At 64.6% G+C, this 26,450-nt stretch carries 21 protein-coding genes and 1 pseudogene; 12 read left to right on the forward strand and 10 right to left on the reverse strand.

Annotated features, from left to right (window positions below):
• Positions 1-174: 174 nt before the first annotated feature.
• The 7 genes from V5279_RS13590 (at position 175) to V5279_RS13620 (ending at position 10,445) form a co-directional block, all read left to right on the forward strand.
• Positions 175-1,014, forward strand: a complete 840-nt coding sequence (locus tag V5279_RS13590; protein ID WP_338698048.1) for an aldo/keto reductase — start codon at positions 175-177, stop codon at positions 1,012-1,014.
• A gap of 255 nt (positions 1,015-1,269) precedes the next feature.
• Positions 1,270-2,223: a DMT family transporter gene (locus V5279_RS13595; RefSeq protein WP_338698050.1), complete on the forward strand. Its 954-nt coding sequence runs from the start codon at positions 1,270-1,272 to the stop codon at positions 2,221-2,223.
• A 214-nt stretch (positions 2,224-2,437) separates the two neighbouring features.
• On the forward strand, positions 2,438-6,253 hold the full coding sequence (locus V5279_RS13600) for an autotransporter domain-containing protein (protein WP_338698052.1): 3,816 nt from the start codon (positions 2,438-2,440) through the stop codon (positions 6,251-6,253).
• Positions 6,254-6,369: 116 nt separating this feature from the next.
• Positions 6,370-7,452 carry a zinc-binding dehydrogenase gene (locus V5279_RS13605; protein ID WP_338698054.1) on the forward strand — a complete coding sequence of 361 codons (1,083 nt, stop codon included), beginning with the start codon at positions 6,370-6,372 and terminating at the stop codon, positions 7,450-7,452.
• Between the two features lie 191 nt (positions 7,453-7,643).
• The gene (locus V5279_RS13610) at positions 7,644-8,402 is read left to right on the forward strand and encodes an SDR family NAD(P)-dependent oxidoreductase (protein ID WP_338698056.1); all 759 of its coding nucleotides are present in this window, start codon (positions 7,644-7,646) and stop codon (positions 8,400-8,402) included.
• Positions 8,403-8,406: 4 nt separating this feature from the next.
• On the forward strand, positions 8,407-9,666 hold the full coding sequence (locus V5279_RS13615; RefSeq protein WP_338698058.1) for an FAD-binding oxidoreductase: 1,260 nt from the start codon (positions 8,407-8,409) through the stop codon (positions 9,664-9,666).
• A 110-nt stretch (positions 9,667-9,776) separates the two neighbouring features.
• On the forward strand, positions 9,777-10,445 hold the full coding sequence (locus V5279_RS13620; protein WP_166297878.1) for an amino acid ABC transporter permease: 669 nt from the start codon (positions 9,777-9,779) through the stop codon (positions 10,443-10,445).
• 185 nt (positions 10,446-10,630) lie between these two features.
• On the opposite strand, the gene V5279_RS13625 is transcribed toward V5279_RS13620, so the two are convergent.
• From V5279_RS13625 to ppk2, 3 genes are all read right to left on the reverse strand, one after another.
• Positions 10,631-11,509 (reverse strand): transporter substrate-binding domain-containing protein, encoded by an 879-nt coding sequence (locus tag V5279_RS13625; RefSeq protein WP_338698061.1) that lies wholly within the window; start codon positions 11,507-11,509, stop codon positions 10,631-10,633.
• A 173-nt stretch (positions 11,510-11,682) separates the two neighbouring features.
• Positions 11,683-12,105 (reverse strand): DUF6294 family protein, encoded by a 423-nt coding sequence (locus V5279_RS13630; protein WP_338698063.1) that lies wholly within the window; start codon positions 12,103-12,105, stop codon positions 11,683-11,685.
• A 148-nt stretch (positions 12,106-12,253) separates the two neighbouring features.
• Positions 12,254-13,117, reverse strand: a complete 864-nt coding sequence (gene ppk2 / locus V5279_RS13635; protein ID WP_338701168.1) for a polyphosphate kinase 2 — start codon at positions 13,115-13,117, stop codon at positions 12,254-12,256.
• A gap of 261 nt (positions 13,118-13,378) precedes the next feature.
• Here ppk2 and V5279_RS13640 point away from each other — a divergent pair, with 261 nt between their 5' ends.
• Positions 13,379-14,551 carry a fumarylacetoacetate hydrolase family protein gene (locus tag V5279_RS13640; protein ID WP_338698065.1) on the forward strand — a complete coding sequence of 391 codons (1,173 nt, stop codon included), beginning with the start codon at positions 13,379-13,381 and terminating at the stop codon, positions 14,549-14,551.
• Positions 14,552-15,140: 589 nt separating this feature from the next.
• Here V5279_RS13640 and V5279_RS13645 read toward each other — a convergent pair.
• The 3 genes and pseudogenes from V5279_RS13645 to V5279_RS13655 all read right to left on the reverse strand — a co-directional run bounded on the left by V5279_RS13645 (position 15,141) and on the right by V5279_RS13655 (position 16,660).
• Positions 15,141-15,449, reverse strand: coding sequence for a putative quinol monooxygenase (locus V5279_RS13645; RefSeq protein WP_338698067.1), 309 nt, complete (start codon positions 15,447-15,449; stop codon positions 15,141-15,143).
• A gap of 25 nt (positions 15,450-15,474) precedes the next feature.
• Positions 15,475-16,233: a glucose 1-dehydrogenase gene (locus V5279_RS13650; protein ID WP_338698069.1), complete on the reverse strand. Its 759-nt coding sequence runs from the start codon at positions 16,231-16,233 to the stop codon at positions 15,475-15,477.
• A 32-nt stretch (positions 16,234-16,265) separates the two neighbouring features.
• Positions 16,266-16,660 (reverse strand): annotated as a pseudogene (locus V5279_RS13655) ((R)-mandelonitrile lyase).
• Positions 16,661-16,943: 283 nt separating this feature from the next.
• Here V5279_RS13655 and V5279_RS13660 point away from each other — a divergent pair.
• The gene (locus V5279_RS13660) at positions 16,944-17,837 is read left to right on the forward strand and encodes a LysR family transcriptional regulator (RefSeq protein ID WP_338698071.1); all 894 of its coding nucleotides are present in this window, start codon (positions 16,944-16,946) and stop codon (positions 17,835-17,837) included.
• A 69-nt stretch (positions 17,838-17,906) separates the two neighbouring features.
• Here V5279_RS13660 and V5279_RS13665 read toward each other — a convergent pair whose 3' ends face one another.
• Together V5279_RS13665 and V5279_RS13670 are read right to left on the reverse strand one after the other, a co-directional pair.
• The gene (locus V5279_RS13665; RefSeq protein ID WP_166297872.1) at positions 17,907-18,668 is read right to left on the reverse strand and encodes a glucose 1-dehydrogenase; all 762 of its coding nucleotides are present in this window, start codon (positions 18,666-18,668) and stop codon (positions 17,907-17,909) included.
• 17 nt (positions 18,669-18,685) lie between these two features.
• Positions 18,686-19,471 (reverse strand): carboxymuconolactone decarboxylase family protein, encoded by a 786-nt coding sequence (locus tag V5279_RS13670; RefSeq protein ID WP_414645927.1) that lies wholly within the window; start codon positions 19,469-19,471, stop codon positions 18,686-18,688.
• Between the two features lie 219 nt (positions 19,472-19,690).
• Between V5279_RS13670 and V5279_RS13675 the strand changes: the two genes are divergently transcribed.
• Positions 19,691-19,864, forward strand: a complete 174-nt coding sequence (locus V5279_RS13675; protein WP_338698075.1) for a hypothetical protein — start codon at positions 19,691-19,693, stop codon at positions 19,862-19,864.
• A 700-nt stretch (positions 19,865-20,564) separates the two neighbouring features.
• Here the strand turns inward: V5279_RS13675 and V5279_RS13680 are convergent.
• Positions 20,565-21,026 (reverse strand): Lrp/AsnC family transcriptional regulator, encoded by a 462-nt coding sequence (locus tag V5279_RS13680; RefSeq protein WP_029078130.1) that lies wholly within the window; start codon positions 21,024-21,026, stop codon positions 20,565-20,567.
• Between the two features lie 142 nt (positions 21,027-21,168).
• Here V5279_RS13680 and V5279_RS13685 point away from each other — a divergent pair, with 142 nt between their 5' ends.
• Together V5279_RS13685 and V5279_RS13690 are read left to right on the forward strand one after the other, a co-directional pair.
• Positions 21,169-23,535 carry a transketolase gene (locus tag V5279_RS13685; protein ID WP_338698078.1) on the forward strand — a complete coding sequence of 789 codons (2,367 nt, stop codon included), beginning with the start codon at positions 21,169-21,171 and terminating at the stop codon, positions 23,533-23,535.
• Between the two features lie 301 nt (positions 23,536-23,836).
• Complete coding sequence (locus V5279_RS13690) at positions 23,837-25,270, forward strand: aldehyde dehydrogenase family protein (RefSeq protein ID WP_166203434.1); 1,434 nt, start codon at positions 23,837-23,839, stop codon at positions 25,268-25,270.
• A gap of 54 nt (positions 25,271-25,324) precedes the next feature.
• Here the strand turns inward: V5279_RS13690 and V5279_RS13695 are convergent, their stop codons facing one another.
• Positions 25,325-26,362, reverse strand: a complete 1,038-nt coding sequence (locus V5279_RS13695) for an IS30 family transposase (RefSeq protein ID WP_338698084.1) — start codon at positions 26,360-26,362, stop codon at positions 25,325-25,327.
• Positions 26,363-26,450 lie beyond the last annotated feature (88 nt).

Genomic DNA, 26,450 nt, shown 5'->3' on the forward strand with positions numbered 1-26,450 from the left:
ATACGCCGCAGCAGTTGTAGTGAACGGGACTCGTCGTTCCTGCGACGCTCAACAATATCATTTTGTGGTTATGGGTCCCGGCCTTCGCCGGGACGACGGTGTGGAGACATTGTCGCCCGTTTGCTTTATCGTCCTGCGCGGGGCCAAAAGCGAACCACGCAAGACGAGGCGATCGTGCAGACAAAAAAATTCGGCAACAACGGCCCGCAGGTCTCGGTGATCGGGCAGGGCACCTGGTATCTCGATCGCGGTGACCGCAAGACAGCCGTCGCTGCGCTGAAGCGCGGCATCGATGCCGGCATGACGCATATCGACACCGCCGAGATGTATGGTGACGCCGAGCTCGTGATCGCGGACGCGATCGCTGGCCGGCGTGATGAGCTGTTCCTGGTCTCGAAGGTCTTGCCGAGCAACGCCTCGCGGCGCGGCACCATCACCGCCTGCGAGCGCTCGCTGAAGCGGCTGAAGACCGATCGGCTCGATTGCTATCTGCTGCACTGGCGCGGAACCTATCCATTTGCCGAGACGGTCGCCGCCTTCGACGAATTGATCGCCGCCGGCAAGATCCGTTCCTGGGGCGTCAGCAATTTCGACGCAGACGATCTCGATGAACTGCGCGATGTCGCGGGCGAGGGCAAGATCGCCTGCAACCAGGTGCTCTACCATCTGCGGGAGCGCGCCATCGAGCACGCCGTGATCCCGTGGTGCGAACAGCATGGCGTCGCCGTCGTCGCCTACTCGCCGTTCGGCCACAATGATTTTCCCGCGCCGTCGAGCAAGGGTGGAACGGTTCTGCAATCGATCGCGGAGGCGCATCAGGCGACGCCGCGCCAGGTCGCACTGAGCTTCCTGACGCGGTTGGCGTCGGTGCTCACGATCCCGAAGGCGTCGAATGCGGAGCATGCCGCGGAGAATGCAGCGGCAGGAACGCTCAAGCTCAGTGACATCGAGATATCAGCGCTCGACAAGGCGTTCCCGCGCGGGCCAAAGCCGCGCTCGCTGCCGATGCTCTGAACGGGATGCGCAAAATCAGAGGTTTGCGCCGCTTCGCTCCACACAGTTCTTAACAAACTGTTGCAGTTGCGGCCGCGCACCGGCTGCGGCAGGCCGTCGCGCACCCCGATGCATATCGGAGCCCCGTTTTCGGGCATTGTCCTTGCGGCGGAATTGGCGTTTTGTGACAGCAGCAGATTCCCCCTTGTTGCTTTCGAGATTGCCGTGACTCCGCCTCCCGCAGCAGCCGCCAGGCTGGATAGCGTTTCATTTCCATTGCCCGAGAAGACGGCGCCTGCAACGATAAGCATCGCGCGCAAGGCGCTTGCACGCGCCGACCGGCCGTTCAAGGGCATTGCGCTGATCCTGTTGTCGACGGTGTTTCTCGGTACCTCCGACGTGACAGCGAAATATCTGTCGAAGACGCTCCCCCCGATCGAGATCACCTGGATCCGCTTCGTGGTGTTCGCGCTGATCATGGTGCCGGCGATGCTGCCGGGCTCGCCGTTGTTCGCGCTGCGCAGCAGCCGTCCCGGGCTGCATGTGTTGCGCGGCGCCGCGCTGCTCGGCTCGTCCCTGATCTTCATCACCGGCTTGAGCTTCCTGCCGATCGCCGAAGCCTCCGCCACCAGCTTCGTTTCGCCGCTGTTCGTCACCGCGTTGTCGATCGCATTTCTTGGCGAGCGGGTCGGCATGCGCCGCTGGATCGCGACCGCGGTTGGCCTCGCCGGCGTGTTCATCATCCTGCGGCCGGGCACCAGCGCCTTCCATCCCGCCGCGATCTTTCCGATCGTCTCCGCGCTGGCCTGGGCCGGCACGTTGATCCTGACGCGCATGATGAGCGGCAGCGAACGCCCCCTCACCGTGATGACCTATTCGTCGATTGTCGGCGTCGCCATCGTCAGCGCGCTGGTGCCGTTCGTCTGGGTCACGCCGAGTTGGCACGACGTCATGTTCGGCATCCTGATCGGCGTCGCGTCCACCGTCGGACAGTGGATCGTGGTGCTGGCGTTCCGCTACGGCGATGCCTCGGTGCTCGCGCCGTTCTCCTACACGCAGCTGCTGTGGGTCAGCATCCTCGGCTTCCTGATCTTCGGCGAACTGCCGGACAGCTGGACTATCCTCGGCGCCGGCTTCATCGTCGCCTCGGGCCTCTACACCGCGCATCGCGAGCGAATCCGCCGCTCGCAATTGTTAACCGTGGCGAGCGAGCCGTCGCCCAACGCCTGACCGCGGTACCGAAAATCGTGCGCTGGTTGCGAACGCAGTCTCCGCTAACGTTGCGCGGGTACAACAGTCGGACCGAAACTTCGATCTCCGCAAGCTGAATCGAAGGGTTTCGGAAACAATCGGCAATCTCGCAATTCGCCGCATGCTAACTTGACCCCAACAGCGCCGCAGAGCGCTTGGGGGCGGTGCAGTGCATTTTGGTTTGTTCTTTTTCTTGTTGGGTCGGTCGTCTCGTCGTGCGATAGCCTCGGCGGCCTTTGTCTCGGCGGCCGTCAGCCTGTTTCCAGTCAACCCGGCACAGGCCCAGAGCTTCACCTGGGGCGGCAGCGGCAGCACGACGAGCAGCGCCGACTACCAGCTCCCGACCAACTGGTCGACGACGTCGCCCGGCGCGCCGCCGATCTTCCCGCCCCAGTCCGCGATTTTCGATTCGACGGGATCGGCGACGGTCGCCATCGGCGGCGGTCTGATGCTGCCGGACTCCTGGACCTTCACCGCCAATTCGCAGTCGTACACAATCAGCGGCAATCCAGTTAGTTTCGCTGTGACGGGGCCGACCGGCGGTCTGATCAACCGGGCCAACAGCGGCCAGACCATCACCATCAGCACCAACATCAATGACGGATTTGCGCCCGGGGTGATGGTGCAGCAGCTCGGCAACAGCACGCTGGTGCTCGCCGGCGCCAACGGCTACTCCGGCGGCACGCTGATCTCGGCCGGCACCGTGCAGGTGACCAATGCGGATTCGGTCGGCACCGGCACCATCACGCTCAACGGCGGCACCTTCCAGATGCAGTCGCCGACCGTCTCCAGCGTCGCGTTCTCCAACAACATTGCGGTCAACGCGACCGGCGGCACGGTCGATGCGAACGGCGCGCAGGTCAATCTGCTGGGCGTCATCGCCGACGGTGCCGGCGGCGGCGTGCTGCGACTGATCGACTCCTCCGCGTCAGGATTCTCCAACATTCAGCTCTCCGGTGTGAACACCTACAGCGGAGGCACACTGGTGGTCGATTCGACCGTCGTCGTCACCAACAACAAGTCGGTCGGGTCAGGCACGGTCACGCTGGACAATGCGGCGTTCCAGGCCGACGGCATGAGCAACCTGACCTTCAGCAACAATTTCAACATCAACACGTCGCCGATCGGCAGCGCGATCGACGCCAACGGCGCGATCCTTACGATCGCCGGCAACATCGCCGACGGCAACGGCCCCGGCAAGCTGACGGTGCTGGACAGCTCGGGCGGCCTCGGCCGTGTGGTGCTATCAGGCACCAACACCTATACCGGCGGCACCACGATCTGCGATTGCGCGACGCTGCAACTCGGCGACGCCACCCACACCGCCTCGATCGTCGGCGAGGTCACCGTCGACGGCAAGTTCGACATCGTCAACGCGAACACGTCTGGAATCACCAAGATCGTCAACGACGGTTTCAATGGAATTGCCACCACGACGTTCTACAATGCGACGTCGGCGTCGGCAGCGACGATCGTCAACCAGAATTTCGGCGTCACGGAGTTTCGCGACAGCAGCACCGCGGGCAATGCCACCGTGAGCAACACCAACGGTGCGCTCACGATCTTCCGCGACACGAGCTCCGCCGGCAGTGCCACGTTCACCAACAGCACTGGCGGCGCCGTGGTGTTCGGCGACGCGCTTGGTCCTCCTGGTGGCACCGACACCAGCACGGCCGCCAAGGCCGTGATCGACAACCATAGCGGTGGCAGCGCCGTGTTCCTGGGCCACACCAATGCGGGACAGGCGACCATCATCAATCGCGATAGCGGTTTGACCGAGTTCTTCGAATTCTCGTCGGCTGCGTCGGCAACGATTATTACGGAAGCCAATGGCGGTCTCGGCTTTGTCCAACACAGCACTGCGGCGAACGCCACGATCGACAACAGCGGCACTACCATTTTCGGTGGGTTCAGCGTTGGTGTGGATGCGCCGACCGCCGGCAATGCGAACATCACCAACCGTTCCGGCGGCATGCTGCTCTTTGAGGCCTATGCGACGGCCGGTAACGCCACCATTACGACCGAGAGCGGCGGCACGGTCACCTTCCTCGGCAACTCGACAGGCGGTACCGCGCAGTTCATGACCCAGGGAACCGGCTCTGTGGACTTCGGCGGCACCCTTGGTCCGAATGGCGACGGGCGTGTCACGGCCGGTTCGATCGCAGGGTCGGGCACCTACTACATCGGCGGTGGCAACACGCTGACCGTCGGCGGCAACAATCTGTCGACCACTGTCAGCGGCGTGATCGCCGATCACAGTTTTTGTTGCTTCACGGTCGGGCAAGGCAATCTGGAGAAGACCGGCAGCGGCACGCTGACCTTGTCCGGCTTCAACACCTATTCGGGCACCACCACGGTCAATGGCGGCATACTGCAAGTCGACGGCGGGATCGCTTCATCGTACCTCACCACCGTGAATGCCGGCGGCACGCTCTCGGGCATCGGCACCGTCAACAATACGACGATCGCAAGCGGCGGCATCCTGCTGCCCGGCAATGCGACGCCAGGCACTTACCTGACCGTGGGAGGCAATCTCGCGTTCCAGTCCGGTGCGCTGTACCTGGTGAGCATCGGCTCGACCGCATCGACATCAGCCAAGGTGACGGGCACCGCGACGCTGGCCGGTTCGGTCGGCGTCAGCGCCGCCGCCGGCAGCACGGTTGCCAAGCAATACACCATCCTGTCGGCGGCCGGCGGCCGCAGCGGAACGTTTGCAGGCGTCGATTCAACCGGGCTGCCGTCCAATCTCGTGGCGACGCTCGGCTACGACGCGAATAACGCCTATCTCAATTTCGCGCTCGATTACGGCGCGGCATCGAAGCTCAACATCAATCAGCAGAACGTCGCCACCACGCTGCAGAACTTCTTCAATGCCAATGGCGGCATCAGTGCGGTGCTCGCGGGGCTCTCGCCGAACGGCCTGACCCAGGCCTCGGGCGAGGGCGCGACCGGATCGCAGCAGACGACGTTCAATGCGATGAACCAGTTCCTCGGCCTGTTGACCGATCCGTTCGTCGCCGGACGCGACGGTAGCTTCGGTGGTGGCGCGGGCGCCATGCCGTTTGCCGAGGAGAGCGCGGCGCTGGCTTACGCGGCGCGCAAGACCTATCCGCGCGATGCGCTGGCCGCGATCTATGCCAAGGCGCCGCCGCAGCAGGTCGACTTCGCGCAGCGCTGGAGCGTGTGGGCGGCCGGCTATGGCGGCTCGCAGGTGACCAGCGGCAACGCGGTGCTCGGCTCTAACAACACCACGAGCAGCCTCTCAGGCACCGCGGTCGGCGCCGACTACCGCTTGTCGCCGAACACCATTGCCGGCTTTGCGCTCGCCGGTGGCGGCACCAGTTTCAGCGTCAACGGCCTCGGCTGGGGCCGTTCGGATCTGTTCCAGGCCGGCGGCTTCGTCCGCCACAGCGTCGGCGCGGCGTATTTGAGTGCGGCGCTCGCCTATGGCTGGCAGGACATCACCACGGACCGCATCGTCACCGCCGCAGGCGCCGATCACCTGCGCGCCAACTTCAATGCCAATGCGTGGTCGGGCCGGCTCGAGGGCGGCTATCGATATGCGACGCCATGGATTGGGCTCACGCCTTACGCCGCCGCGCAGTTCACCAGCTTCGAGCTGCCGAACTATGCCGAGACCATGGTCTCCGGCGGCGGCGCCTTCGCGCTGAATTATGCCGCAAAGAGCGTCACCGACACCCGCAGCGAGCTAGGCCTGCGCTCCGACAAATCCTTCGCGGTCGACGGAGGCATCGTGACGCTGCGCGGCCGCCTCGCCTGGGCGCATGACTTCAACCCGGACCGCAATGTTGGCGCCGTGTTCCAGACGCTGCCGGGCGCGGCCTTCGTGGTCAACGGTGCGGCGCAGGCGAGCGACTCCGCGCTGACCACGGCCTCGGCCGAGCTGAAGTGGCGCAACGGCTGGTCGGCGGCCGCGACCTTCGAAGGCGAATTCTCCAGCGTTACCCAGTCCTACGCCGGCAAGGGCGTGGTGCGTTACGCATGGTGATGTCAGCCAAAGCGCGCCGCGCTTTGGTGTCCCGTACTTGCGTTTTCGGGCGAAGCGGCTATCCCTTTCTGAAGAAAACGCAACAATGAGTGGGCCAAACCCACACGGGAGGTACGATGCGCGCAGCGATCTTCAGGAACGGCGAGATTGTCGTAGGCACCATGCCGGAACCGAAGCCGGGCGCCGGGCAAGTGCTGGTCAAATCGCTCGCCTGCGGCATCTGCGGTTCCGATCTGCACGCGCGCAAGCACGCCCACCGCATGGTGGAGCTGAGCAAGTTCCTTCCGGGACGTACGCCGATGGATCTGTCGCGCGACGTCGTGTTCGGCCACGAGTTCTGCTGCGAGATCCTCGATTACGGCCCTGACACCACGCGCAAGCTGAAGACCGGCACACGCGTGTGCTCGCTGCCGGCGGTGCTGACGCCGGAGGGCCCCAAGGGCATCGGCTATTCCAACGATTATGTCGGCGCCTATGCCGAGCAGATGCTGCTCAGCGAGCCGCTGCTGCTCGAAGTGCCGAACGGGCTTGCCGCCGAGCATGCCGCGTTGACCGAGCCGCTTGCGGTCGGCGTGCACGCTGTGGCGATGGCCAACATCAGAGGTGGCGAGGTGCCGCTGGTGATCGGCTGCGGGCCGGTCGGCCTTGCGGTGATCGCGGCGCTGAAGATCAGGGGGATCGGCCCGATCGTTGCCGCCGATTATTCGCCGGCGCGGCGCCTGCTCGCCGAGAAGATGGGCGCCGATGTCGTGGTCGATCCGGCCAGGACGCAGCCCTATGCGAGCTGGGCCGAGCACGCCCAGATGACGGAAGCGGAGAAGGCCGCGCGGCCGCCGATGCAGGCGCTATTGCCGCCGCTGAAGCCGGCGCTGATCTTCGAATGCGTCGGCGTGCCCGGCGTGCTGCAACAGCTGTTCGAAGGCGCGCCACGCAGCGCCCGCATCGTCGTGGTCGGCGTCTGCATGGAGACCGACAAGTCCGAGCCGATGCTCGGCATCATCAAGGAGCTCAACGTCCAGTATGTGCTCGGCTATACGCCGGAGGAGTTTGCTTGTTCGCTGCGCCTGATCGCGGAAGGCCAGGTCGATGCCGCCTCGCTGGTCACCGGCCGCGTCGGCATCGACGGCGTCGCGCAGGCCTTTGCCGATCTCGCCAATCCCGAGGCGCACACCAAGATCCTGGTCGAGCCGTGGCGGTAAGCTTTGGCGGTGAGCCCGATTTTGTAGGGTGGGTTAGCGAAGCGTAACCCACCATCTTTTCGCGGCACGAAGTCGGTGGGTTACGCGTTCGGCTAACCCACCCTACACACCGTTGCTCAGGCACGCGGTTTGCATTTCATGACACCGAACCTATAGTTCGTTGTCCTTGCAATACTGACAGTACGCACCGCATGCGCGTTTCAATCATCACGGGAGGCGGCTCCGGCATCGGCGCCGCGATTGCACGCCGGCTCGCCGGCCCCGATCAGTGCCTGATGCTGCACGGACAGGGCGCCGAGGCCGCCGGGCTCGCGCGGCTGACTTCGGTTGCCGAAGAGTGCCGCAGCAAGGGCGCCAGGGTCGAGCTTCTCACCGGCGATCTCGCCAGGGCCGGCGCGGGCGCGGCACTGGTCGTGGCAGCGCGCACAGCGTTCGGGCCGATTGATGCGATCGTGCACGCTGCGGGCTTTGCCGACCGGCGCGACTTCGCCAGCCTGCCGCGCGAGGCGCTGGAGCGCGCGTTTGCGGTGATGGCGGCCGCGTTCCACGAAATCGCGGCGGCCGCGCTGGCCGACCTCGCGCGCAGCGCAACGGGCCGCGTCGTCGCGGTCTCGAGCTTCGGGCCGCATCGTTTCGTGCCCGGCGCCACCTATCCGGGATCGGCCGCGGCGAAGGCCGCGCTCGAGGTACTGGTGAAATCGCTGGCCATCGAGCTCGCCGCATCCGGCGCCACCGCCAACGCCGTGATGCCCGGCTACACCCGCAAGGACCCCGGCCTGTTCGGCGCGCTTGACACTGCGACCTGGGAGCGCGTGGCGAAAGCCAATCCGATGCAGCGCCTCGCCGAGCCCGACGAGGTTGCCGCCGTCGTCGCATTCCTGCTGTCGCCGGAAGCGGGCCACGTCACCGGCGCCACGCTGCCGGTCGATGGCGGCCTGACCTTGATGTGACGGCATGAGCGAGGGCGTTGCTGCGCAACAAGCTGACGTCGTCGTGCTCGGCGCCGGCATGGTCGGCGTCTCGGCGGGCCTTGCCGCACGGCAGCGCGGGCTCTCCGTCATCATCGTCGACCGCCGCGAGCCGGGCAGCGAAACCTCCTACGGCAATGCCGGCATCATCTCGTCCGGCTCGATCCTGCCGCTCAACACGCCGTCGCTGCTGAAGAACCTGCCGAAATATCTCACCAACACGCATCCGGCGCTGCGCTGGAATCTGCCGTGGGCGCTCGCCAACGCGGGCTGGGTGATCCGCTTCCTCGCCGCAGCCGTGCCGTCGCAGACCAAACCGCGCGCCGCCGCGCTGCACGGCCTGATCGGCACCTCGCTGCAACTGCATCGCGACTGGATCGTGCAGGCCGGCGCTGGGCATCGCATCCGCGAGACCGGCTGGCTCAAGGCCTGGCGCAGCGATCGGCTCGCGGCCGCCAGGGCCGAGCAGGCGGCGCTCGCCGAATTCGCCATCAAAAGCGAGGTGCTCGACCGTCAGGCGATCTCGGCGCTCGAGCCGGGCATCATCCCTGCCTACAGCACCGGCCTGCTGCACACCCAGACGGCATCGGTGGATTCCCCCGGCGCGGTGGTGAAGGCCTATGCGCAGATGCTCGCCGGTCACGGCGGCACAGTCAGGCAATCCGAAATCCGGCGGATCGAGCAGCAAGGCGACGGCTGGCGCGTGCAGCTTGCCGACGGCGAGATCGCCACGCGCCATGTCGTGGTCGCGCTCGGCCCGTGGTCGGCCGAATTGCTGCGGCCGCTCGGCTATCGGGTGCCGCTGGCGTTTGAGCGCGGTTATCACCAGCATTTCGTGCCGAACCAGGCACGCAAATTGCTGCGGCCGATCCATGATGCGGAGGGCGGTTTTCTGATGACGCCGATGGAGCAGGGCATTCGCGTGACCAGCGGCGTCGAGCTCACCGCGCGCGACGCGCCGTCGAATTATGCGCAGCTCGAGGCGGTGGTGCCGATGGCGCGCAGCGTGGCCGAATTCGGCGATGCCATCGGCGAGCGCTGGCGCGGCGCGCGGCCGACATTGCCCGACAGCCTGCCGATGATTGGCCCGGCGCCGCGGCATCGCGGCCTCTGGCTCGCCTTCGGCAACCAGCATATCGGCTTCACCACCGGCCCGGGAACAGGCGCCGCGGTTGCGGCGATGATCGCGGGCGATGCGCCGCCATTCGACGTGAAGGCGTTCTCGCCGGACCGGTATATCGCGTGACTCGCGTGAGGCCGCCTGCGATGCTGAGGCGTCCAAAGCGTTTTCGAGCGAAGTGGGCACCGGTTCGCGTGAAGAAAACGCGTCAAAACTAGAGTCAACCGAGGGGCAGGATGAACTACGTTTGGGATTTCGCGATCCTTGGCAAGTACAGCCACCTGTTCTGGCTCGGGCTCGGCTGGACCATGGCCTACACGATCGGCACCATCATCTTAGGCACCTTGATCGGCCTGATCGTCGGCATGCTGCGGCTGCGGCGGATTCCCGTGATCGACTGGCTGCTGATCGCCTATATCGAATTGTTTCGCTGCACGCCGCTGCTGGTGCAGATCATCTGGTTCTACTACGCGTTTCCGGTCGTGATCGGCGTCAACATCCCGGCGCATGTCGCGGCCGTCAGCGTGCTCTCGCTCTATGGCGGCGCATTCTATGCCGAGATCGTGCGCGGCTCGATCGAGAGCGTGCCGGTCGGACAGTGGGACGCGGCGAAGGCGCTCGGCTTCCGCGGCTGGCGGCTGATGCGGCTCGTGATCCTGCCGCAGGCGCTTAAGCCGATGATGGCGCCCTACGTCAACCAGTCGGTGACGCAACTGAAGAACACCTCGCTGGTCTCGATCATCGCGGTGCCCGATCTCGTCTACAACGCGACCTTGATCAACGCCGACACCTACCGGCCGCTCGAGGTCTACACCATCGTGGCGCTGATCTATTTTGCGATCCTGTTCCCATCGACGCTGGTGGCGCGGCGGCTGGAGCGCGGCCTGACCTATGACAAGGTGTGAGTAGCTCGTAGCTGATGCGGCATCGGCGGTTTACCTCTCCCGCTTGCGGGGGAGGTCGCTGCGCGAAGCGCAGCGGGTGGGGGCTCTCTCCAAGGAAAGAGCGTCGCTTGTGGCGATACCCCCACCCCGACCCTCCCCCGCAAGCGGGAGAGGGAGCGCAGTGCCGATGTTGGCGCAGCCTTACCTCAAATACTCAACTCCACCGGCACATCCTCCGGCTTGACGCCGGCAAGCCCGAGGCCCTTGACGAACCATTCGCGCATCTGGCCGATGCCCCGGTTGTAGTCGACCCACACCGAGAGGAAGTCGCGCCAGCGCTTGTCGCCCTCGCGGCGCACCGCCATGCCGCTCGCGATCGTCACCGAGGGCGAGGCCAGGATCTTGTAGCTGCCGAGATTCGGGTTCTTGGCGATCGCGGTCAGCCCGAGCACCAGCGCGTTGACCACGCAATCGACGCGGCCCGACGACATTTCCAGCATCACCTCGTCGCGCGACTTCAGCGACTTGATGGTGGCGTTCGGCGCGAAGCGCCGCGCCACCGCCTCGTTGGCCGAGCCGACGTCGACCGCGATCTTCACCTCCGGCTTGTTGATGTCGGCCCAGGTCTTGGCCTCCAGCCCCTTCTTCAGCATCGCGCCGAAGGGATGCGGGAACACCAGATTGGTGAAATCGACCACTAGTGCCCTCTGCGGCGTCGGGTTGAGCGCGAAGCCGAGATCGATCTTGTTGGCCTGCAAATCAAGAATCGAATTGCCATAGGTCGATTCGACATACTCCAGCTTGACGTAAAGCAGCTTTGCCAGGTCGTTGGCCATCTCGATCGAGAAGCCGGACCAGGTGCCGGAGGCGAGATCCTTGTTGAAATAAGGCAGCTCGCCCGGCAGCACGGCGATCCGCAGCACCTTGTTGGCGCGGATACGATCCAGCGTGTTGTCGGCAGGCGTCTGCGCCGCGGCCGGGGTTGCCATCGCGGCGACCAGCGCGGCGCCGCTGCCGATCCCGAGCGCATAGCGCAGCGCGTCACGGCGATCTTCGGAAATTGTGATGTCGTCGGATTGAGTCAAGCGAGCCTCCCTGCACCAGATCGGGGAAGCCTAGCGTCGGGATTTGGCCGCAGCAATAGTGCGGGCCTGCGCCAATAGTAGGCGAGGCGAGGGCGCGGTTGCCTATGTTCTGAACTTCACCTCTCCCGCTTGTGGGGGAGGTCGAATAAGGCCGCGAACCGCGCCCTTAGGGCTTAGCAACGATAGGTCATGTTCGCCCCTGTGACCGAAGAAAAGAAAACGGCGGGGAAGCTTAGTTCGGCGACCCAATCGAGCACTTGGTTGTCGGTCTGGGTTTCGGGGCTTGAAAGGTGTGGAAACTGAAAAAGGACCGTCCCGTGAATATCCAAAAGAACGAGACGATCGATAACCCAAACATCACCGTCGTCAGTTGAGAAAAATTTTGCCAACAATTCCGCTGTTCCGTCAGAACGAAGCCTGAGAGTTGGGCCGTTGTTCAGGGTGCCGTTCAAGAAACCGGACAGCTTGCAATCGCCATAACGGATAGGCGCGCTCCAACTGAGGTCAAGGGTTTGGACAGCATGTGTCGCAACACCCTTATGAGCTTCTGGCTGGTCGGTCGATGAACTCTTGCTTTCGCGATGTTCCTTCAACATAGCCTAGGCCTCCTTTTAGCCCGCGAATTGCGGGCAACCTCTGGTTTAAGGGGGGTGTGCAAGAAGACCAGTGAGATGCCTCACAATCTACAATCGCGATTTAGTGATCTTCCGCCGCAGCAGGGGGCGGAGCGTGCATGTGGTTAGATCAATACCGTCCCGGCACGTACATCTCCGGCGGGATCGGGCCGCGGTGATAGTCGGGGTTGCGCACCCGGGGCGGCAGCACGACCGGCTGGTGTGCGACCTGCTGATACGGGATCTGGCCGAGCAGATGCGAGATGCAGTTGAGCCGGGCGCGCTTCTTGTCGACGGCGTCGACGATCCACCACGGCGAGTCCTGTAGATGGGTGCGTTCCAGCATCGTCTCCTTGGCCTTGGTGTACTGCTCCCAGCGGGTGCGCGCCTCGACGTCCATCGGGCTCAGCTTCCACTGCTTCAGCGGGTCATGGATCCGCATCGAGAAGCGGAACGCCTGTTCCTCGTCGGTGATCGAGAACCAGTATTTCAGGAGGATGGTGCCGGAGCGGATCAGCATGCGCTCGAATTCCGGCACCGAATTGAAGAATTCCTCATACTGCTCGTCGGTGCAGAACCCCATCACCTTCTCGACGCCGGCGCGGTTGTACCAGCTGCGGTCGAACAGCACCATTTCGCCGCCGGCCGGCAGATGCGACACGTAGCGCTGAAAATACCATTGCGTGCGTTCGCGCTCGTTCGGTGCCGGCAGCGCCGCGACGCGGCAGATGCGCGGGTTGAGCCGCTGGGTGATGCGCTTGATGACGCCGCCCTTGCCGGCGGAATCGCGACCCTCGAACAGCACCACGACCTTCTTCTTCTCGTGCTGCACCCAGTCCTGCAGCTTCACCAGCTCGCCCTGCAGCCGCAGCAATTCGCGGAAATAGATCTTGCGGTCGATCGACGGATGTCCAGCGGACCCGTCATGGTCGAGCCCGTTGAGCCTGTCGTCGTCGAGCTCAAGCTCGAGTTCCTCATCGAGGCTGTCGGCCATCTCCTGGTGGATGCGGGCGCGCAAGGCTTCGTCGCGCAAGGCTTCGTCGCCCAAGGCCTCGTCACGTAAGGCTTCATCTCGGGAGGCTTCGTCGGTGAGGTGGGGCGCGGTCATGCAGGTCCGTCTTTCAGTGTGTTAGATGGATCGACGGGAGCATTGACGGGCGATGTTACCCCTCTATGACAATGGCATGACCGCTGTTTCACGCAGCCGGCGGGACTGTGCTAACAAACGCCAACAACACCGAAATGGGAGACGCCGATGATTTCGCTCACGCCAAAAGACGTCCTGCCGGAGGACGCGACCGCCGGCACGCTGGTCGGACGGGTCTGGTTGCCGCAGGCCGGCGGCCCGGCCGTGGTCGCGGTGCGGGCGGACGGCGTGTTCGATGTCACGGCGCGGTTCCCGACGGTGAGCGCGCTGTGCGAGGAGAGCGATCCTGCAGCGGCGGTGCGCGCGACCAAAGGCGAGCGGCTCGGCGATTTCGACGCGATCCTCGCCAACACGCCGCCGGATCGCCGCGACGGCACAAAACCGCATCTGCTCGCGCCGGTCGATCTGCAGGTGCTGAAGGCCGCCGGCGTCACTTTCGCGATCTCGATGCTGGAGCGCGTGATCGAGGAGCGGGCGCGCGGCAATCCGTCCTCGGCGGAAGCGATCCGCACCGAGGTGGTGCGGCTGGTTGGTGACGATCTCTCCAAGCTGAAGCCCGGCTCCGAGCAGGCGATGAAGCTGAAGCAGGTCTTGATCGATCAGAACGCCTGGAGCCAGTATCTGGAGGTCGGCATCGGCCCGGACGCGGAAGTGTTCACCAAGGCGCCGACGCTGTCCTCGGTCGGCACCGGCATGGATGCCGGGCTGCATCCGAAGTCGACCTGGAACAATCCGGAGCCGGAGGTCGTGCTCATTGTTTCCGGCGCCGGCAAGATTGTCGGTGCCGCGCTCGGCAACGACGTCAATCTGCGCGATTTCGAGGGCCGCTCGGCGCTGCTCTTGTCGAAGGCCAAGGACAACAACGCCTCTTGCGCGATCGGCCCGCTGCTCCGCCTGTTCGACCAGACCTTCTCGCTCGACGACGTCAGGAAGATGGATGTCGGCCTGACCGTGAAGGGCGCGGACGGTTTCGTGCTCGAAGGCCATTCCTCGATCTCAAAGATCAGCCGCGACCCGACCGATCTGGTCGCCCAGACCATCGGCCCCGTGCATCAATATCCCGACGGGTTTGCGCTGTTCCTCGGCACGATGTTCGCACCCGTCAAGGACCGCGACGCCAAGGGTGAGGGCTTCACCCACAAGCGCGACGACATCGTCACCATTGCCGCGCCCCAGCTCGGCAAGCTCGTCAACCGCATGCGCAGCAGCGACGAATGCGAGCCCTGGACCTTCGGCGTCGGTGCCCTGATGAAGAATTTGGCGCAGCGCAAGGTGCTGTGAGGGCGCGGGCAGAGCGTAGGGTGGGTTAGCCGACCACGTCCGCCGTAGCTCAACGAGCGAAGGCGGAAGGCGTAACCCACCATCTTCGCCGCGAGCGGCACGGTAGTTTGGATTGCTTCTGCGTCTCCGGAGACGCGCGCAGCGCAAGCGCAGCTCGAACATGTTCAGAAACCTGCGCGGCAGGTCGATCGTGTGCTGCAACTTGAGCGTGCCGCGTGCAGCGGAATTTTGATTGCCACGTTTTCCCGATTTGTGTGATCTGCTTCACGCTCGCCGGCGCATGATCCGTGTCAGCATATCGGCTGGGACGCGAACAGAAGGAGTCGCGGACATGCGCGAATGGTCAAAGGGAATGCCCGATTGGCTCGCAACGGACATGCTGGTGATTGCCGTCGCACTGGCAATCATCGTGGCCGGCGTGTGGATCGCGCCGTAGCTGGGTTGTTGCGCCGTCGTTCTGCCGATCTGGCGACCAGCTTCATGCCGACGTTCGGACGCCCGCTCAGTCGTAGCCCTGGACCTTCGGCGCCGGTGCGCTGATGAGGACCATGGCGTAGCGCAGCTGCTCTAGCTAGCGCTGCCTTCGCCCTCAGCGAGACGGGGAAAGCTCGGTCAGCTTGAGCGACCGCACCATGTGCGCGGTCGCGGCCTTGTATGTCAGGAAGTGCGGCGTCACGAGATGCGCCTGGTAGGCTTCGGCATTGGCGTACATCTCGAAGATGACGATGCGGGCCGGATCGTTCCTGTCCGGCACCGCATGCAGTGTCAGAACGCCGGGCTCGATGCGCAGCGCGGTTTCGATCTCCTGGCTGAGCGCCGCCATGTAGGCGTCGCGATGCACAGGATCGATCTCGATCTCGGCGAGGCGGATGCAGGGGATATCGGGCGCCTCTCGCATGGCCGCGTCCGTCCGCGTTGGCCGGTCAGTGCGCAACGAAGCCGCCGTCGACGGGTAGCGCAACGCCAAGGATCAGGCTCGCGGCAGGACTGCATAGCCAGAGTACGGTGGCGGCAACCTCGTCGGGCTTGCCCATCCGGCCGATCGGCTGCTGCTTCAGAAATTCCTTCATCGCGTCGGGATCGATGGCGTCGCCCATCGGCGTCTCGATGCAGCCTGGGCAAATCGCGTTGACCCGGATGCCTTCGGCGGCGACATCAAGCGCGGCGCTCTTGGTCAGGCCGATCACACCGTGTTTGCTGGCGTGATAGGCCGCGCGGCCGGGCAAACCCACCAGCCCACCGAGCGACGAACAGTTCACGATGGCGCCGCTGCGCTGCCTCTTCATCTGAAGCAACTCGTGCTTCATGAAGGTCCAGACGCCGCGCGGGTTCACTTGCTGCACGTCGTCGTACCCGTCGCCGGTCTCCTCGCTCATCGGGCACATTGGGCCGAGAATGCCGGCATTGTTGTAGGCCATGTCGAGCCGGCCGAACTGCGCGACCGCGCGATCGACCGCAGTCTTGGCCAGCCTCTCGTCCGACACGTCACCAACGATGGCGATCGCTTTGGCACCGGCGGACGTCAGCTCTCCTGCGACGGCATTCAGTTTCTCCTCGCTGCGGTCGACCAGGACCACGGCAGCCCCGGCCTCGGCGAACGCCCTGGCGGTGGCGGCACCCATGCCGGAGCTCGCGCCGGTGACGAGGGCGACTTGGCCGGCGAAGTCGTAGGTGGGGTTCATGGTGGATTTCCTTTCATGCCGTCGCGCCCGGATCACTTGCCGTATTGCTCGTCGCTGACCTTTTCCAGCCAGTCGACATTCTTGCCATCGCGCGATTCCGTGATGGCGATATGCGTCATTGCAGTCGTTGCGGTCGCGCCATGCCAGTGCTTCTCGCCGGGCGGAAACCAGACGACGTCGCCGGGACGAACCTCCTCGACCGGTCCGCCCGCGCTTTGCACCCAACCGAGACCTGACGTGACGATCAGGGTCTGGCCGAGCGATGGGTGTGCCACATGGTGCGGGCGCCGGGCTCGAAGGTGACGTGGCCGCCGTTGATGCGTGCGGGATCGCCGACCTGGAACAGCGGATCGACGCGGACCGCGCCGGTGAACCAGGCCTCAGGCCCCTTGCCTGAGGGGCGTGAGCCGCTGCGTTTGATTTCCATCACTCCGATCCTTTTCTCTGTCATGTCCGGTGCGGCCGCAGTGGCGGCAAGGCCGCGGCGTGAAGCCCCAACCAGGAGGCCACCCGCAACCGCCAGTACGTGCCTTCGCGTCACCGCAGCGCCTTTGCCGCGCGGGAGCCGCGCGTCCGATCGATCCATGGACCATGGTTCCGTCTGCTCACGCGGCGACACTGTCGAGGTCGCCGCCTGCGCTGGATTTAATGCATGCGGCTATGGCGACTAGCCGCTATAATCGGCATGGACTTAGAAACAGGCTAGATAAATGAAGCGCGGCCATCTCGATGATCTCTCGGCCTTCGTGATCGTCGCCCGCGAGCGCAGCTTCACCAAGGCCGCCGCCAAGCTCGGCGTTTCGCAATCCGCGCTCAGCTACACCATCAAGCAGCTCGAGGCGCGCCTGAAGCTGCGTCTCCTGACCCGCACCACGCGCAGTGTCTCGCCGACTGCGGCAGGCGAGCGGCTGCTGCGCAGCATCGGTCCGCGCCTCGCGGAAATCGAGGCCGAACTCGTGGCCCTGAGCGAACTGAGCGAAAAGCCCTCCGGCACCATCCGCATCACCGCCACCGAATACGCCACCAACGCCGTGCTGCTGCCGAAGCTTGCCAAGCTTCTGCGCTCGTATCCGGACATCAAGGTCGAGATCATCTGCGACTACGGCCTGACCGACATCGTCACTGAGCGCTTTGACGCCGGCGTGCGCGATGGCGAGCAGGTCGCCAAGGACATGATTGCCGTGCGCATCGGCCCCGACGCACGCATGGCGGTGGTCGGGTCTCCGTCCTATTTCCGGTCTCGACGCGAACCGAAGAAGCCGCAGGAACTGGTCGAGCACAATTGCGTCAATCTGCGGCTGCCCACCCATGGCGGGCTCTACGCCTGGGAATTCGAGAAGGGGGCGCGGGAACTCAAGGTGCGGGTCGAGGGCCAGCTGTTCTTCAACGCCACGAGCCAGATGCTGGAAGCTGCGCTCGCGGGTCTCGGTTTGACCTACCTGCCGGAAGGCCTGGTTCAACCGTACATCAACAAGGGCCGCCTCAAGCGGGTGCTCGAGGACTGGTGCGCTCCCTATCCAGGCTACCATCTCTATTACCCGAGCAGGCGCCAGCCGTCTGCGGCATTCGCGCTGCTCGTCGAAGCGCTGCGACATCGCGACTAGCGCGATGGTTATTCGCTCGCTGCGGGCTTGGTTCACCTCAAGGGAGAGGTAAAGCTCCGATGGCTGCTCTCATCGGATCGTATACCCGCCATCCACCGTCAGCGCATGACCGACCATAAAGCTTGCGGCCGAGCTGCACAGCCAGAGCACGGCGTTCGCGATCTCCTCGGGACGGCCGAGCCGGCCGATCGGGACGTCCTTCAGCATCGCGCCAAGCGCGTCGGCCTGGGTTTGCATCATCCTGTCGAGCATCGCGGTATGGATGATGCCTGGGCAAACGGCGTTGATCCGGATGCCTCTTGCCGCATAGTCCAGCGCCGCGCTCTTGGTCAGGCCAAGCACGCCGTGCTTGGAGGCCTGGTAGCTTCCGCGTTTCGCGCCGCCGACCAATCCTCCGATCGACGAGCAGTTGACGATGGCGCCATTGCCTTGCCTCAGCATCTGGCGCAGCTCGAACTTCATGCAGCTCCAGACACCGCGGAGATTGACACCCACGACGCGGTCAAAATCCTCCCGCGAGGCCTCCGCGGCTTCCGCGATCACGTTTTGAACGCCGGCGTTGTTGTAGGCGGCATCGAGCCGCCCGAAGGTGGCGACCGTCTGCTCCACCGTTGCTTCGACCTCCGCATCGTCGGCGACGTCGCATCGAATGGCGAGAGTTTTGTGCCCCCGGGCGGATAATTCCGCGGCGGCGGACGCCACCGCCATTTCGTTGGTGTCGGCCAGCACCACCGCTGCGCCCGACTCGGCAAAGGCCTTCGCCGTCGCAAGGCCGAGCCCCGATCCCGCGCCGGTGACAAGGACAACCTGGTTGTCGAACGATATGTTCATGACGGGTTCCTTTGGCCTCAGCGGGGACGTTTTGCGAACACATCTTTCGCGACGGGCATCGCCGAAAACACATTCGGCCAGCCGACATAGAACGCCAGTTGCGTGATCGCCTCCGAAGCCTCGGTCTGGGTCAGGCCGTTGTCCAAGGCACGGTTGAGGTGCGGCGTCAGCTGCGCGGTCTGCCCGTTGGCGATCAGGGCGCTGACGGTGACCAGGCTGCGATCTCTCGGTGCGAGATCCGGTCGCAGCCACAGATCGCGGAACAGTACGTCGGTGGTGCATTGCACGACTCCCGGAAACGTCGCGCCGAACTGCTCCTCGACGAATGTGGCGCGTTGTGCTTCGGCCGCTTCGTTGATCGGCAGCAGCGTCACGGCAACGGCGGGCAGCTCTTCGGCGCCGATGTTGCGGGCGGCGAAGACGTCCTTTGCAACAGCGACCGCCGACATCGCATTCGCCCAACCGGCATAGAAGGCGAGGTGCGTGATGATCTCCGAAATCTCGCGAGGTTTGACGCCGTTATCGAGCGCCAAGTTGAGATGATACGGCAGCTCGATGGTCTGGTTGCGCGCGATCAGGGCCGCCAGCGTGACGATGCTGCGGTCGCGCGGCGCGAGCCCGGGGCGTTTCCAGACATCGCCGAGCACGCGGTTATGAGTGTAAGCGTCGAGCGCGGGAGCGACCTTGCGCACATCGTCGGAGGTCAGCATCGGCTTCGATCCGGTCATGACGGTCTCCGTTGTGGTCGCTGGTGCCATTGACGCCAGCGACAGCAATGCGATGGCGGCGATGTGAAGCTTCACGGGGAATCTCCTGTGATGGACATCCCGGGTAACGGTCAGCTCGGGTGGACTTTCGGCGAACCACGTCCCCGCCGTCGCGAGAGGAATTGTCCTGCGAACCGATCGAGGCGGTCGTTGTCTGTCGGAGCTGTTATATGGAACGGCCCGCCATGCGATTAGATGGGTGAATTCGTATGGACTTATGAAAACGGCTTATGAATTGCCGTGGAGACCGCGAGATTGAATATCGGATTCCCGGCACGCGATTGGATTTCGGCCAAGCAAATGAGCCTTGCGCCCGTGCCGATGCTGCAGCGGATGTGTTGCCGAATGCCAATCACTGAGTTGCCCGACGGCGCAAGCCCCCACTGCAAAAATATTTCGCTTTATCAGAAGCGCAACTCGGTGTTATAGATTGCCTCGTCTCACCCGATCGAGGGGCGCTTCGCGATCGTCACGAACGCGGTGTGGGATGCGGTGGACGCCGATCATGCAGGCGACGAACGCATGTGAGGCGGACGGTGAAGTCGTGCAGGCCTGACGCCCTAGTGGTAGGTGTCTTATTAGCGGGAAGCGAAGTCTCTCGCTGATGACGGTGACAACCAAGCCAAGTCTCGCCGGGGCGAGCACGTATAAGCCGTAACCCATCGCGCAGGGAAAGCCGGATTGCTCCGGTTACACCTGTGGTCCTACCCCCGAGCTTTCTACCTTTTGCTCGGGGCCCATGGGTGCAATCGGCACCCGGCTTTCCCTGCGCCCTCTTCGAGAGAGGGCGGAACGAGATGCAAAGCTCGGACAGATCATGTCGCGAGAATGCAAAGCTGCGTCCCACCTACACCGTCATCGCCCGGCTCGACCGGGCGATCCAGTACGCCGCGGCCCCTCGGCTTAAGCGCAGGCGTCTCTGGAATACTGGATCACCTGCAAGCGCGGGTGATGACACTGAACAAGCTGTTTGACAGTTGAATCAGAACTCACTCCGTCATCCTGAGGAGCGGCCTCTTGGCCGCGTCTCGAAGGATCGACGGCCACCAGCGGGGCCGTGCACCCTTCGAGGCTCGCTGCGCTCGCACCTCAGGATGACGGGTTAACTGTGATGCGTGGGAAGCCAGCCCTACACCGGCAGTGCGGTCGAGTACTTCACCTGGCTCAGCGCAAAGCTCGACTCGATCGAAGCGATGCCGTCGAGCCTTGTCAGCTTGTTCTTCAGAAATGCTTCATAGGAGGAGAGGTCGGCGGCGACGACGCGCAGCAGATAGTCGCGGTTGCCGGTCATCAGATAGCACTCGAGCACCTCGTCCCATTTCGAGATCGCGCGCGCGAAGCGGTTGAGGTCTTCCTCCTTCTGCCGCGCCAGCTTGATCGAGATGAAGACGGAGACATGCAGCCCGATCGATTTCTGATCGACGGTTGCGATGTAGCGAGAGATCACGCCGCGTTGCTCGAGCAGCTTGACCCGGCGATGGCAGGGCGACACCGACAGCCCGACCTTGTCGGCCAATTCCTGCATGGTCATGCGGCTGTCGGTCTGGAGCAGACTCAGGATCTTGCGGTCGATGGCGTCGAGGGCAGGCATTGGGATGGACTCGTTGGTTGCGGCCGGATCGTGGGAATTTATCCCAATTTTCCCTGTGCTGTCGCGTAGAATTGAGATTTTCGTCGGCCCCCGCAGCAGTAACATCGCAGGTATCGTCCGGAGCATCGCCAGGAACATCGTCATGGGAATCGCGCCTGAACGCCTCGACACGCTGTCCGCCCTGGCCCGCAAGGTGCTGTGGCTGTCGTCGTGGACCATCCATCACGCCAACCATGTCAGGCAAAATAGCGACGGGTTGAAGGTCGGCGGCCACCAGGCCTCGTCGGCCTCGCTCGCCAACATCATGTCGGCGCTGTATTTCTCGGTGCTGCGGCCGCAGGACCGCGTCGCGGTGAAGCCGCATGCGAGCCCGGTGTTCCACGCCATCCAGTATCTGTTCGGCCACCAGACCCGCGACAAGCTGGAGAATTTCCGCGGCTACAAGGGCGCGCAGTCCTATCCGTCGCGCACCAAGGACGTCGACGATGTCGACTTCTCCACCGGCTCGGTCGGCCTCGGCGTGGCGCAGACTTTGTTCGCCTCGCTGGTGCAGGATTACGTCAAGGCGCATGGCTGGATGAAGGACCGGCCTGAGGGCCGCATGATCGCGCTGGTCGGCGACGCCGAGATGGACGAGGGCAATATCTTCGAGGCGCTGCTGGAAGGCTGGAAGCACGGCCTGCGCAACACCTGGTGGGTGGTCGACTATAACCGCCAGTCGCTCGATGCCGTGGTGCGCGAAGGGCTGTGGGCCAAGTTCGAGACCATGTTCCGCAATTTCGGCTGGGACGTGGTGATCGTAAAGTACGGCAAGCTGATGCTGGAAGCGTTCGCCGAGCCCGGCGGCGAGGCCTTGCGGCGCTGGATCGACAATTGCCCGAACCAGATGTACGCGGCGCTCTGCTTCCAGGGCGGTGCGGCGTTCCGCAAGCACCTGCACGACGATATCGGCGACCAGGGCGAGGTGACGGCCCTGATCGATCGCCGCAGCGACGACCAGTTGCTGGCGCTGATGTCGAACCTCGGCGGGCACGACATGGCGAGCATGATCGAGGCCTTCGAGGCTGTCGATCACGACCGCCCAGTCTGCTTCATCGCCTACACCATCAAGGGCGTCGGCCTGCCGATGCAGGGCCACAAGGACAACCACGCCGGCCTGATGACGGTCGCGCAGATGGAGAAGTGGCGCGCCGCGCAGAACATCCGCACCGGCCATGAGTGGGACAAGTTCGAGGGCCTGTCGCAGGAGCCCGCGAAGCTCGAGGCGTTCCTGGCGGAAGCGCCGTTCAACCGCGAGGGACGCCGCCGGCTGTCGGCGCCCGAAATCGACGTACCAGAGCGGCTCGCCTTCAAGGCCTCGGCGCAGATGTCGACGCAACAGGGCTTTGGCCTCGTGCTGCACGAGCTGGCCCGCGGCGACAGCGAGCTGGCCTCGCGCATCGTCACCGCGTCGCCCGACGTCACGGTGTCGACCAATCTCGGCGGCTGGGTCAACCGCCGCGGCCTGTTCGCGAAGGCGGAGAACCACGACCTGTTCCGGCAGGAGAAGATCCCGTCCGCCTTCACCTGGGAATATTCGCCGAAGGGGCAGCACCTCGAGCTCGGCATCGCCGAGATGAATTTGTTCATCATGCTGTCGGCGCTCGGCCTGTCGCACCAGATCAACGGCGCGCGGCTATTGCCGGTCGGCACGCTGTACGATCCCTTCATCGAGCGCGGCCTCGATGCGTTGAACTATGCCTGCTACCAGGACGCCCGCTTCATGGTGGCGGCGACGCCGTCGGGCATCTCGCTGGCGCCGGAAGGCGGCGCGCATCAGTCGATCAAGACGCCGCTGATCGGTCTCGGGCAGGACGGGCTCGCCTCGTTCGATCCGGCCTTCGTCGATGAACTTGCCGTGATCATGGGCTGGGGTTTTGGCCACATGCAGCGCGAGGGCGCCGAGGGCGGTTCGGTTTACTTGCGACTCTCGACACGAACGCTGGAGCAGCCGCAACGGATCATGACGCCGGACCTGCAGCGCGACATCACTGATGGCGCCTACTGGATGCGCAAGCCGGGGCCGAACTGCGACATCGTCATTGCCTATACCGGCACCGTCGCGCCGGAGGCGATCGAGGCGGTCGGCCTGATCGGCGAGAGCCACCGCGACGTCGGTCTCCTGGCGGTAACCTCGGCCGACCGGCTCTATGCCGGATGGTCCGCCGCACGGAATTTGCGGCGTGACCGCCGCGGCGTGCAGCATTTGAGTCATATCGAGCGCATGCTGGCGCCGCTCGGCCGCGACTGCGGCATTGTGACCGTGATCGACGGCCATCCGGCCTCGCTCGGCTGGCTCGGCAGCGTGCGCGGCCACCGCCTCGAGGCGCTCGGCGTCGAGCATTTCGGCCAGACCGGCACGATCGGCGACCTCTATCGCCACTACGGCATCGATGCCAACGCCATCATCGACGCGGCGGAAAGCCTCTCCGTCGGCGCGCCGGTGCGGCATCGCAAGATGGCGGTGTGATTTGCAATGGGCCCCGGACCAGCGTCGCAACGCTTCGCGCTGCGCCGCATCCGGGGCACCAAAGCGGTCGGCCAGGGAGGTGTTTGTGTCCCGGACGCGTCGCGGCACGGAGTGACGCGACGCAGAGCCGGGACCCATTTGGCGCATGCCTTGCCACCACTCGGGCGGCTACCTTATATCCCGTGGGCGTGCACGAGCCGCGCCCCGCATATGGCGGGTTCAATTCGCCCTGCTTTCGTGCAAGGATGCCTGCCGAACGCTTCCGTTCCCCATTCCATACGCCCCGTACAAGAGGTTTCCGATGGTCAATCGCATGCAATTCTACATCGACGGCGCCTGGGTCGATCCGGTCGTCAAAGGCAAGTCCACCCCTGTCGTCAATCCGGCGACGGAAGAGGCGATGTACGAGATTGCGCTCGGCTCCAAGGCCGATGTCGACAAGGCAGTCGCCGCCGCCAAGCGCGCGTTTGAGACGTTTTCCCAGACCAGCCGCGAGGAGCGCGTCGCGCTGCTCACCAAAATCATCGAGGTCTACAAGGGCCGCATGAAGGAGATCGGCGCCGCCGTCTCCGACGAAATGGGCGCGCCGCTGCCGATGGCGGAGAAGCTGCAGGCCGGCGCCGGCCTCGGCCATCTCATGAACACCCTCGAAGTGCTCAAGAAGTACGAGTTCGAGGAGACCATGGGCACCGCCGTGATCGTGCGCGAGCCGGTCGGCGTGATCGGCATGATCACCCCCTGGAACTGGCCGCTCAACCAGATCGCCTGCAAGGTCGCGCCCGCGCTCGCCGCCGGCTGCACCATGATCCTGAAGCCGTCGGAGTTCACCCCGACCTCAGCGCTGATCTTCGCGGAAATCCTCCATGAAGCCGGCGTGCCTAAGGGCGTGTTCAACCTCCTCAACGGCCTCGGCCCGGAGGTTGGTGCTGCGATGAGCGAGCACCCGGACATCGACATGATCTCGTTCACCGGCTCGACCCGCGCCGGCGTCGACGTCGCCAAGCGTGCAGCGCCGACCGTGAAGCGGGTCAGCCAGGAGCTCGGCGGCAAGTCGCCGAACGTGATCCTCGAAGGCGCCGACCTTGCCAAGGCGGTGACCGGCGGCGTGATGCACATGTTCAACAACTCGGGCCAGTCCTGCAACGCGCCGTCGCGCATGATCGTGCCGCTCTCCAAGATGAAGGAAGTGGCCGCGATCGCGAAGGGCGTCGCCGACAAGACCAAGGCCGGCGATCCGCGCGCTGACGGCACCACGATCGGCCCGGTGGTCAACCGCGGCCAGTGGGACAAGATCCAGGCGCTGATCCAGAAGGGCATCGACGAGGGCGCAACGCTCGTCGCCGGCGGCCCGGGCCTGCCCGAGGGCGTCAACAAGGGCTTCTATGTCCGTCCGACCATCTTCGCCGACGTCACCAACGACATGACGATCGCCCGCGAAGAGATCTTCGGGCCGGTGCTGACCATCCTCGGCGCCAAGGACGAGGCTGAGGCGGTGAAGATCGCCAACGATACGCCCTATGGTCTCGCCGGTTACGTCTCGGCCGACTCCGTGGAAACCGCGCGCCGCGTCGGCCGCCAGATCCGCGCCGGCAACGTCAACCTGCAGGGCGTGCCGAACGAGCGCTCTGCGCCGTTCGGTGGCTACAAGCAGTCCGGCAACGGCCGCGAGTGGGGCCGTTACGGTCTGGAAGAATATCTCGAGGCCAAGGCCGTCGCCGGCTACAACGCCGCGTAGGCCGATCCACGAGAGACACGATTTCTGGCGCCGGGGCGGATCACCGCTCCGGCGTCAGATGTTTAGAGTGTGTAATTTTAACCGTCGTCCCGGCGAAGGCCGGGAGGTGGATTCACACTCGAAGTGCAACACTTGGGAGAAGGCCTCGGCGGGAGTTTGGAAGTCAAGAGATTTGCGCGGGGTGTTGTTGTAGGCGTTGAAGGACTGATGGAAGCGGCGGGTCGGGAGGGTTGCGAGGTCGGTTTTGCGCGGGATGAAGCGCCGCATTCGACCGATCGCATTCTCGATGCCGCCCTTCTGCCAGGGCGCGTGCGGATCGCAGAAGAAGGTCTCGATCGCGAGGCGGTGCAGCGCCGTGTGGCAGGCGAACTCGGTGCCATTGTCGAAGGTGACGGTCTGGCACAGGTCCTGTGGCAGGGATGCGAACAAGCGAACGAGATGACGGGCGACCCCGCGCGCAACCTTGCTGGCGAGGCGGATGCCGAGCAGCAGGCGCGAGGTGCGCTCATGCACAGTCAGGACGGCCTGACCGTATTTGGAGAACATCATCAGGTCGGCTTCCCAATGACCGGGAGTGCTGCGATCGGCGGCCTCGATAGGCCGTTGATCCAAGGAAACACGGCCTTCGATGAAGCTTGCGGGGCTGCCGCCCTTCTTGCCGCGGTAACCGCGCTTGCTCTTGCCGCGCGGCAGATAACGCCGCCAGCTGAAGTCCGAGGTGCGTCGGATCTGGGCGTAGATGAAGCGGTAGATGGTCTCGTGGGAGATCACCTTGCGGCCGTGTTCGCGGGCCAGCCGGCCGGCGACCTGCTCGGGCGACCAGCCCCGACCCAGGCGTTCCAACACCGCACGGCGCAGGCCGGGCTCCCGTTCGAGGCGTACGCCCGTCCAGCGCCGTGCTCGCATCTGTTGCTGGGCATAGCTGGGTTTGTAGCCGACCTGGACGCCTCGATTGCGGGTCAGCTCCCGAGAGATCGTTGATGGCGAGCGATCCAAAGCTGCCGCGATTTGCCGGACCGAGCTGCCATTGGCCGAAAGCCGGGCAATCTCGCATCGCTCGTCCAGGGATAGCTGCTCGTAACTCCGCCCCATCGCAACACCTCCTCAAGGAAGTGTTGCACTTCGTTTGTGAACTCAGGGGACCCATTACCACAGGCCCGCGTTTTGCGAATGATGCGGC

The sequence above is a fragment of the Bradyrhizobium sp. 26S5 genome (genome assembly GCF_036923295.1).
Lineage (GTDB): Bacteria > Pseudomonadota > Alphaproteobacteria > Rhizobiales > Xanthobacteraceae > Bradyrhizobium > Bradyrhizobium septentrionale.

Coding starts and splice junctions, on each gene's coding strand:
- V5279_RS13640 (WP_338698065.1), top strand. CDS start 13,379: ATGATTTCGCTCACGCCAAAAGACGTCCTGCCGGAGGACGCGACCGCC.
- V5279_RS13605 (WP_338698054.1), top strand. CDS start 6,370: ATGCGCGCAGCGATCTTCAGGAACGGCGAGATTGTCGTAGGCACCATG.
- V5279_RS13665 (WP_166297872.1), bottom strand. CDS start 18,668: ATGAACATATCGTTCGACAACCAGGTTGTCCTTGTCACCGGCGCGGGA.
- V5279_RS13645 (WP_338698067.1), bottom strand. CDS start 15,449: ATGCGAGAGGCGCCCGATATCCCCTGCATCCGCCTCGCCGAGATCGAG.
- V5279_RS13660 (WP_338698071.1), top strand. CDS start 16,944: ATGAAGCGCGGCCATCTCGATGATCTCTCGGCCTTCGTGATCGTCGCC.
- ppk2 (WP_338701168.1), bottom strand. CDS start 13,117: ATGGCCGACAGCCTCGATGAGGAACTCGAGCTTGAGCTCGACGACGAC.
- V5279_RS13615 (WP_338698058.1), top strand. CDS start 8,407: ATGAGCGAGGGCGTTGCTGCGCAACAAGCTGACGTCGTCGTGCTCGGC.
- V5279_RS13685 (WP_338698078.1), top strand. CDS start 21,169: ATGGGAATCGCGCCTGAACGCCTCGACACGCTGTCCGCCCTGGCCCGC.
- V5279_RS13695 (WP_338698084.1), bottom strand. CDS start 26,362: ATGGGGCGGAGTTACGAGCAGCTATCCCTGGACGAGCGATGCGAGATT.
- V5279_RS13690 (WP_166203434.1), top strand. CDS start 23,837: ATGGTCAATCGCATGCAATTCTACATCGACGGCGCCTGGGTCGATCCG.
- V5279_RS13610 (WP_338698056.1), top strand. CDS start 7,644: ATGCGCGTTTCAATCATCACGGGAGGCGGCTCCGGCATCGGCGCCGCG.
- V5279_RS13630 (WP_338698063.1), bottom strand. CDS start 12,105: ATGTTGAAGGAACATCGCGAAAGCAAGAGTTCATCGACCGACCAGCCA.
- V5279_RS13650 (WP_338698069.1), bottom strand. CDS start 16,233: ATGAACCCCACCTACGACTTCGCCGGCCAAGTCGCCCTCGTCACCGGC.
- V5279_RS13620 (WP_166297878.1), top strand. CDS start 9,777: ATGAACTACGTTTGGGATTTCGCGATCCTTGGCAAGTACAGCCACCTG.
- V5279_RS13680 (WP_029078130.1), bottom strand. CDS start 21,026: ATGCCTGCCCTCGACGCCATCGACCGCAAGATCCTGAGTCTGCTCCAG.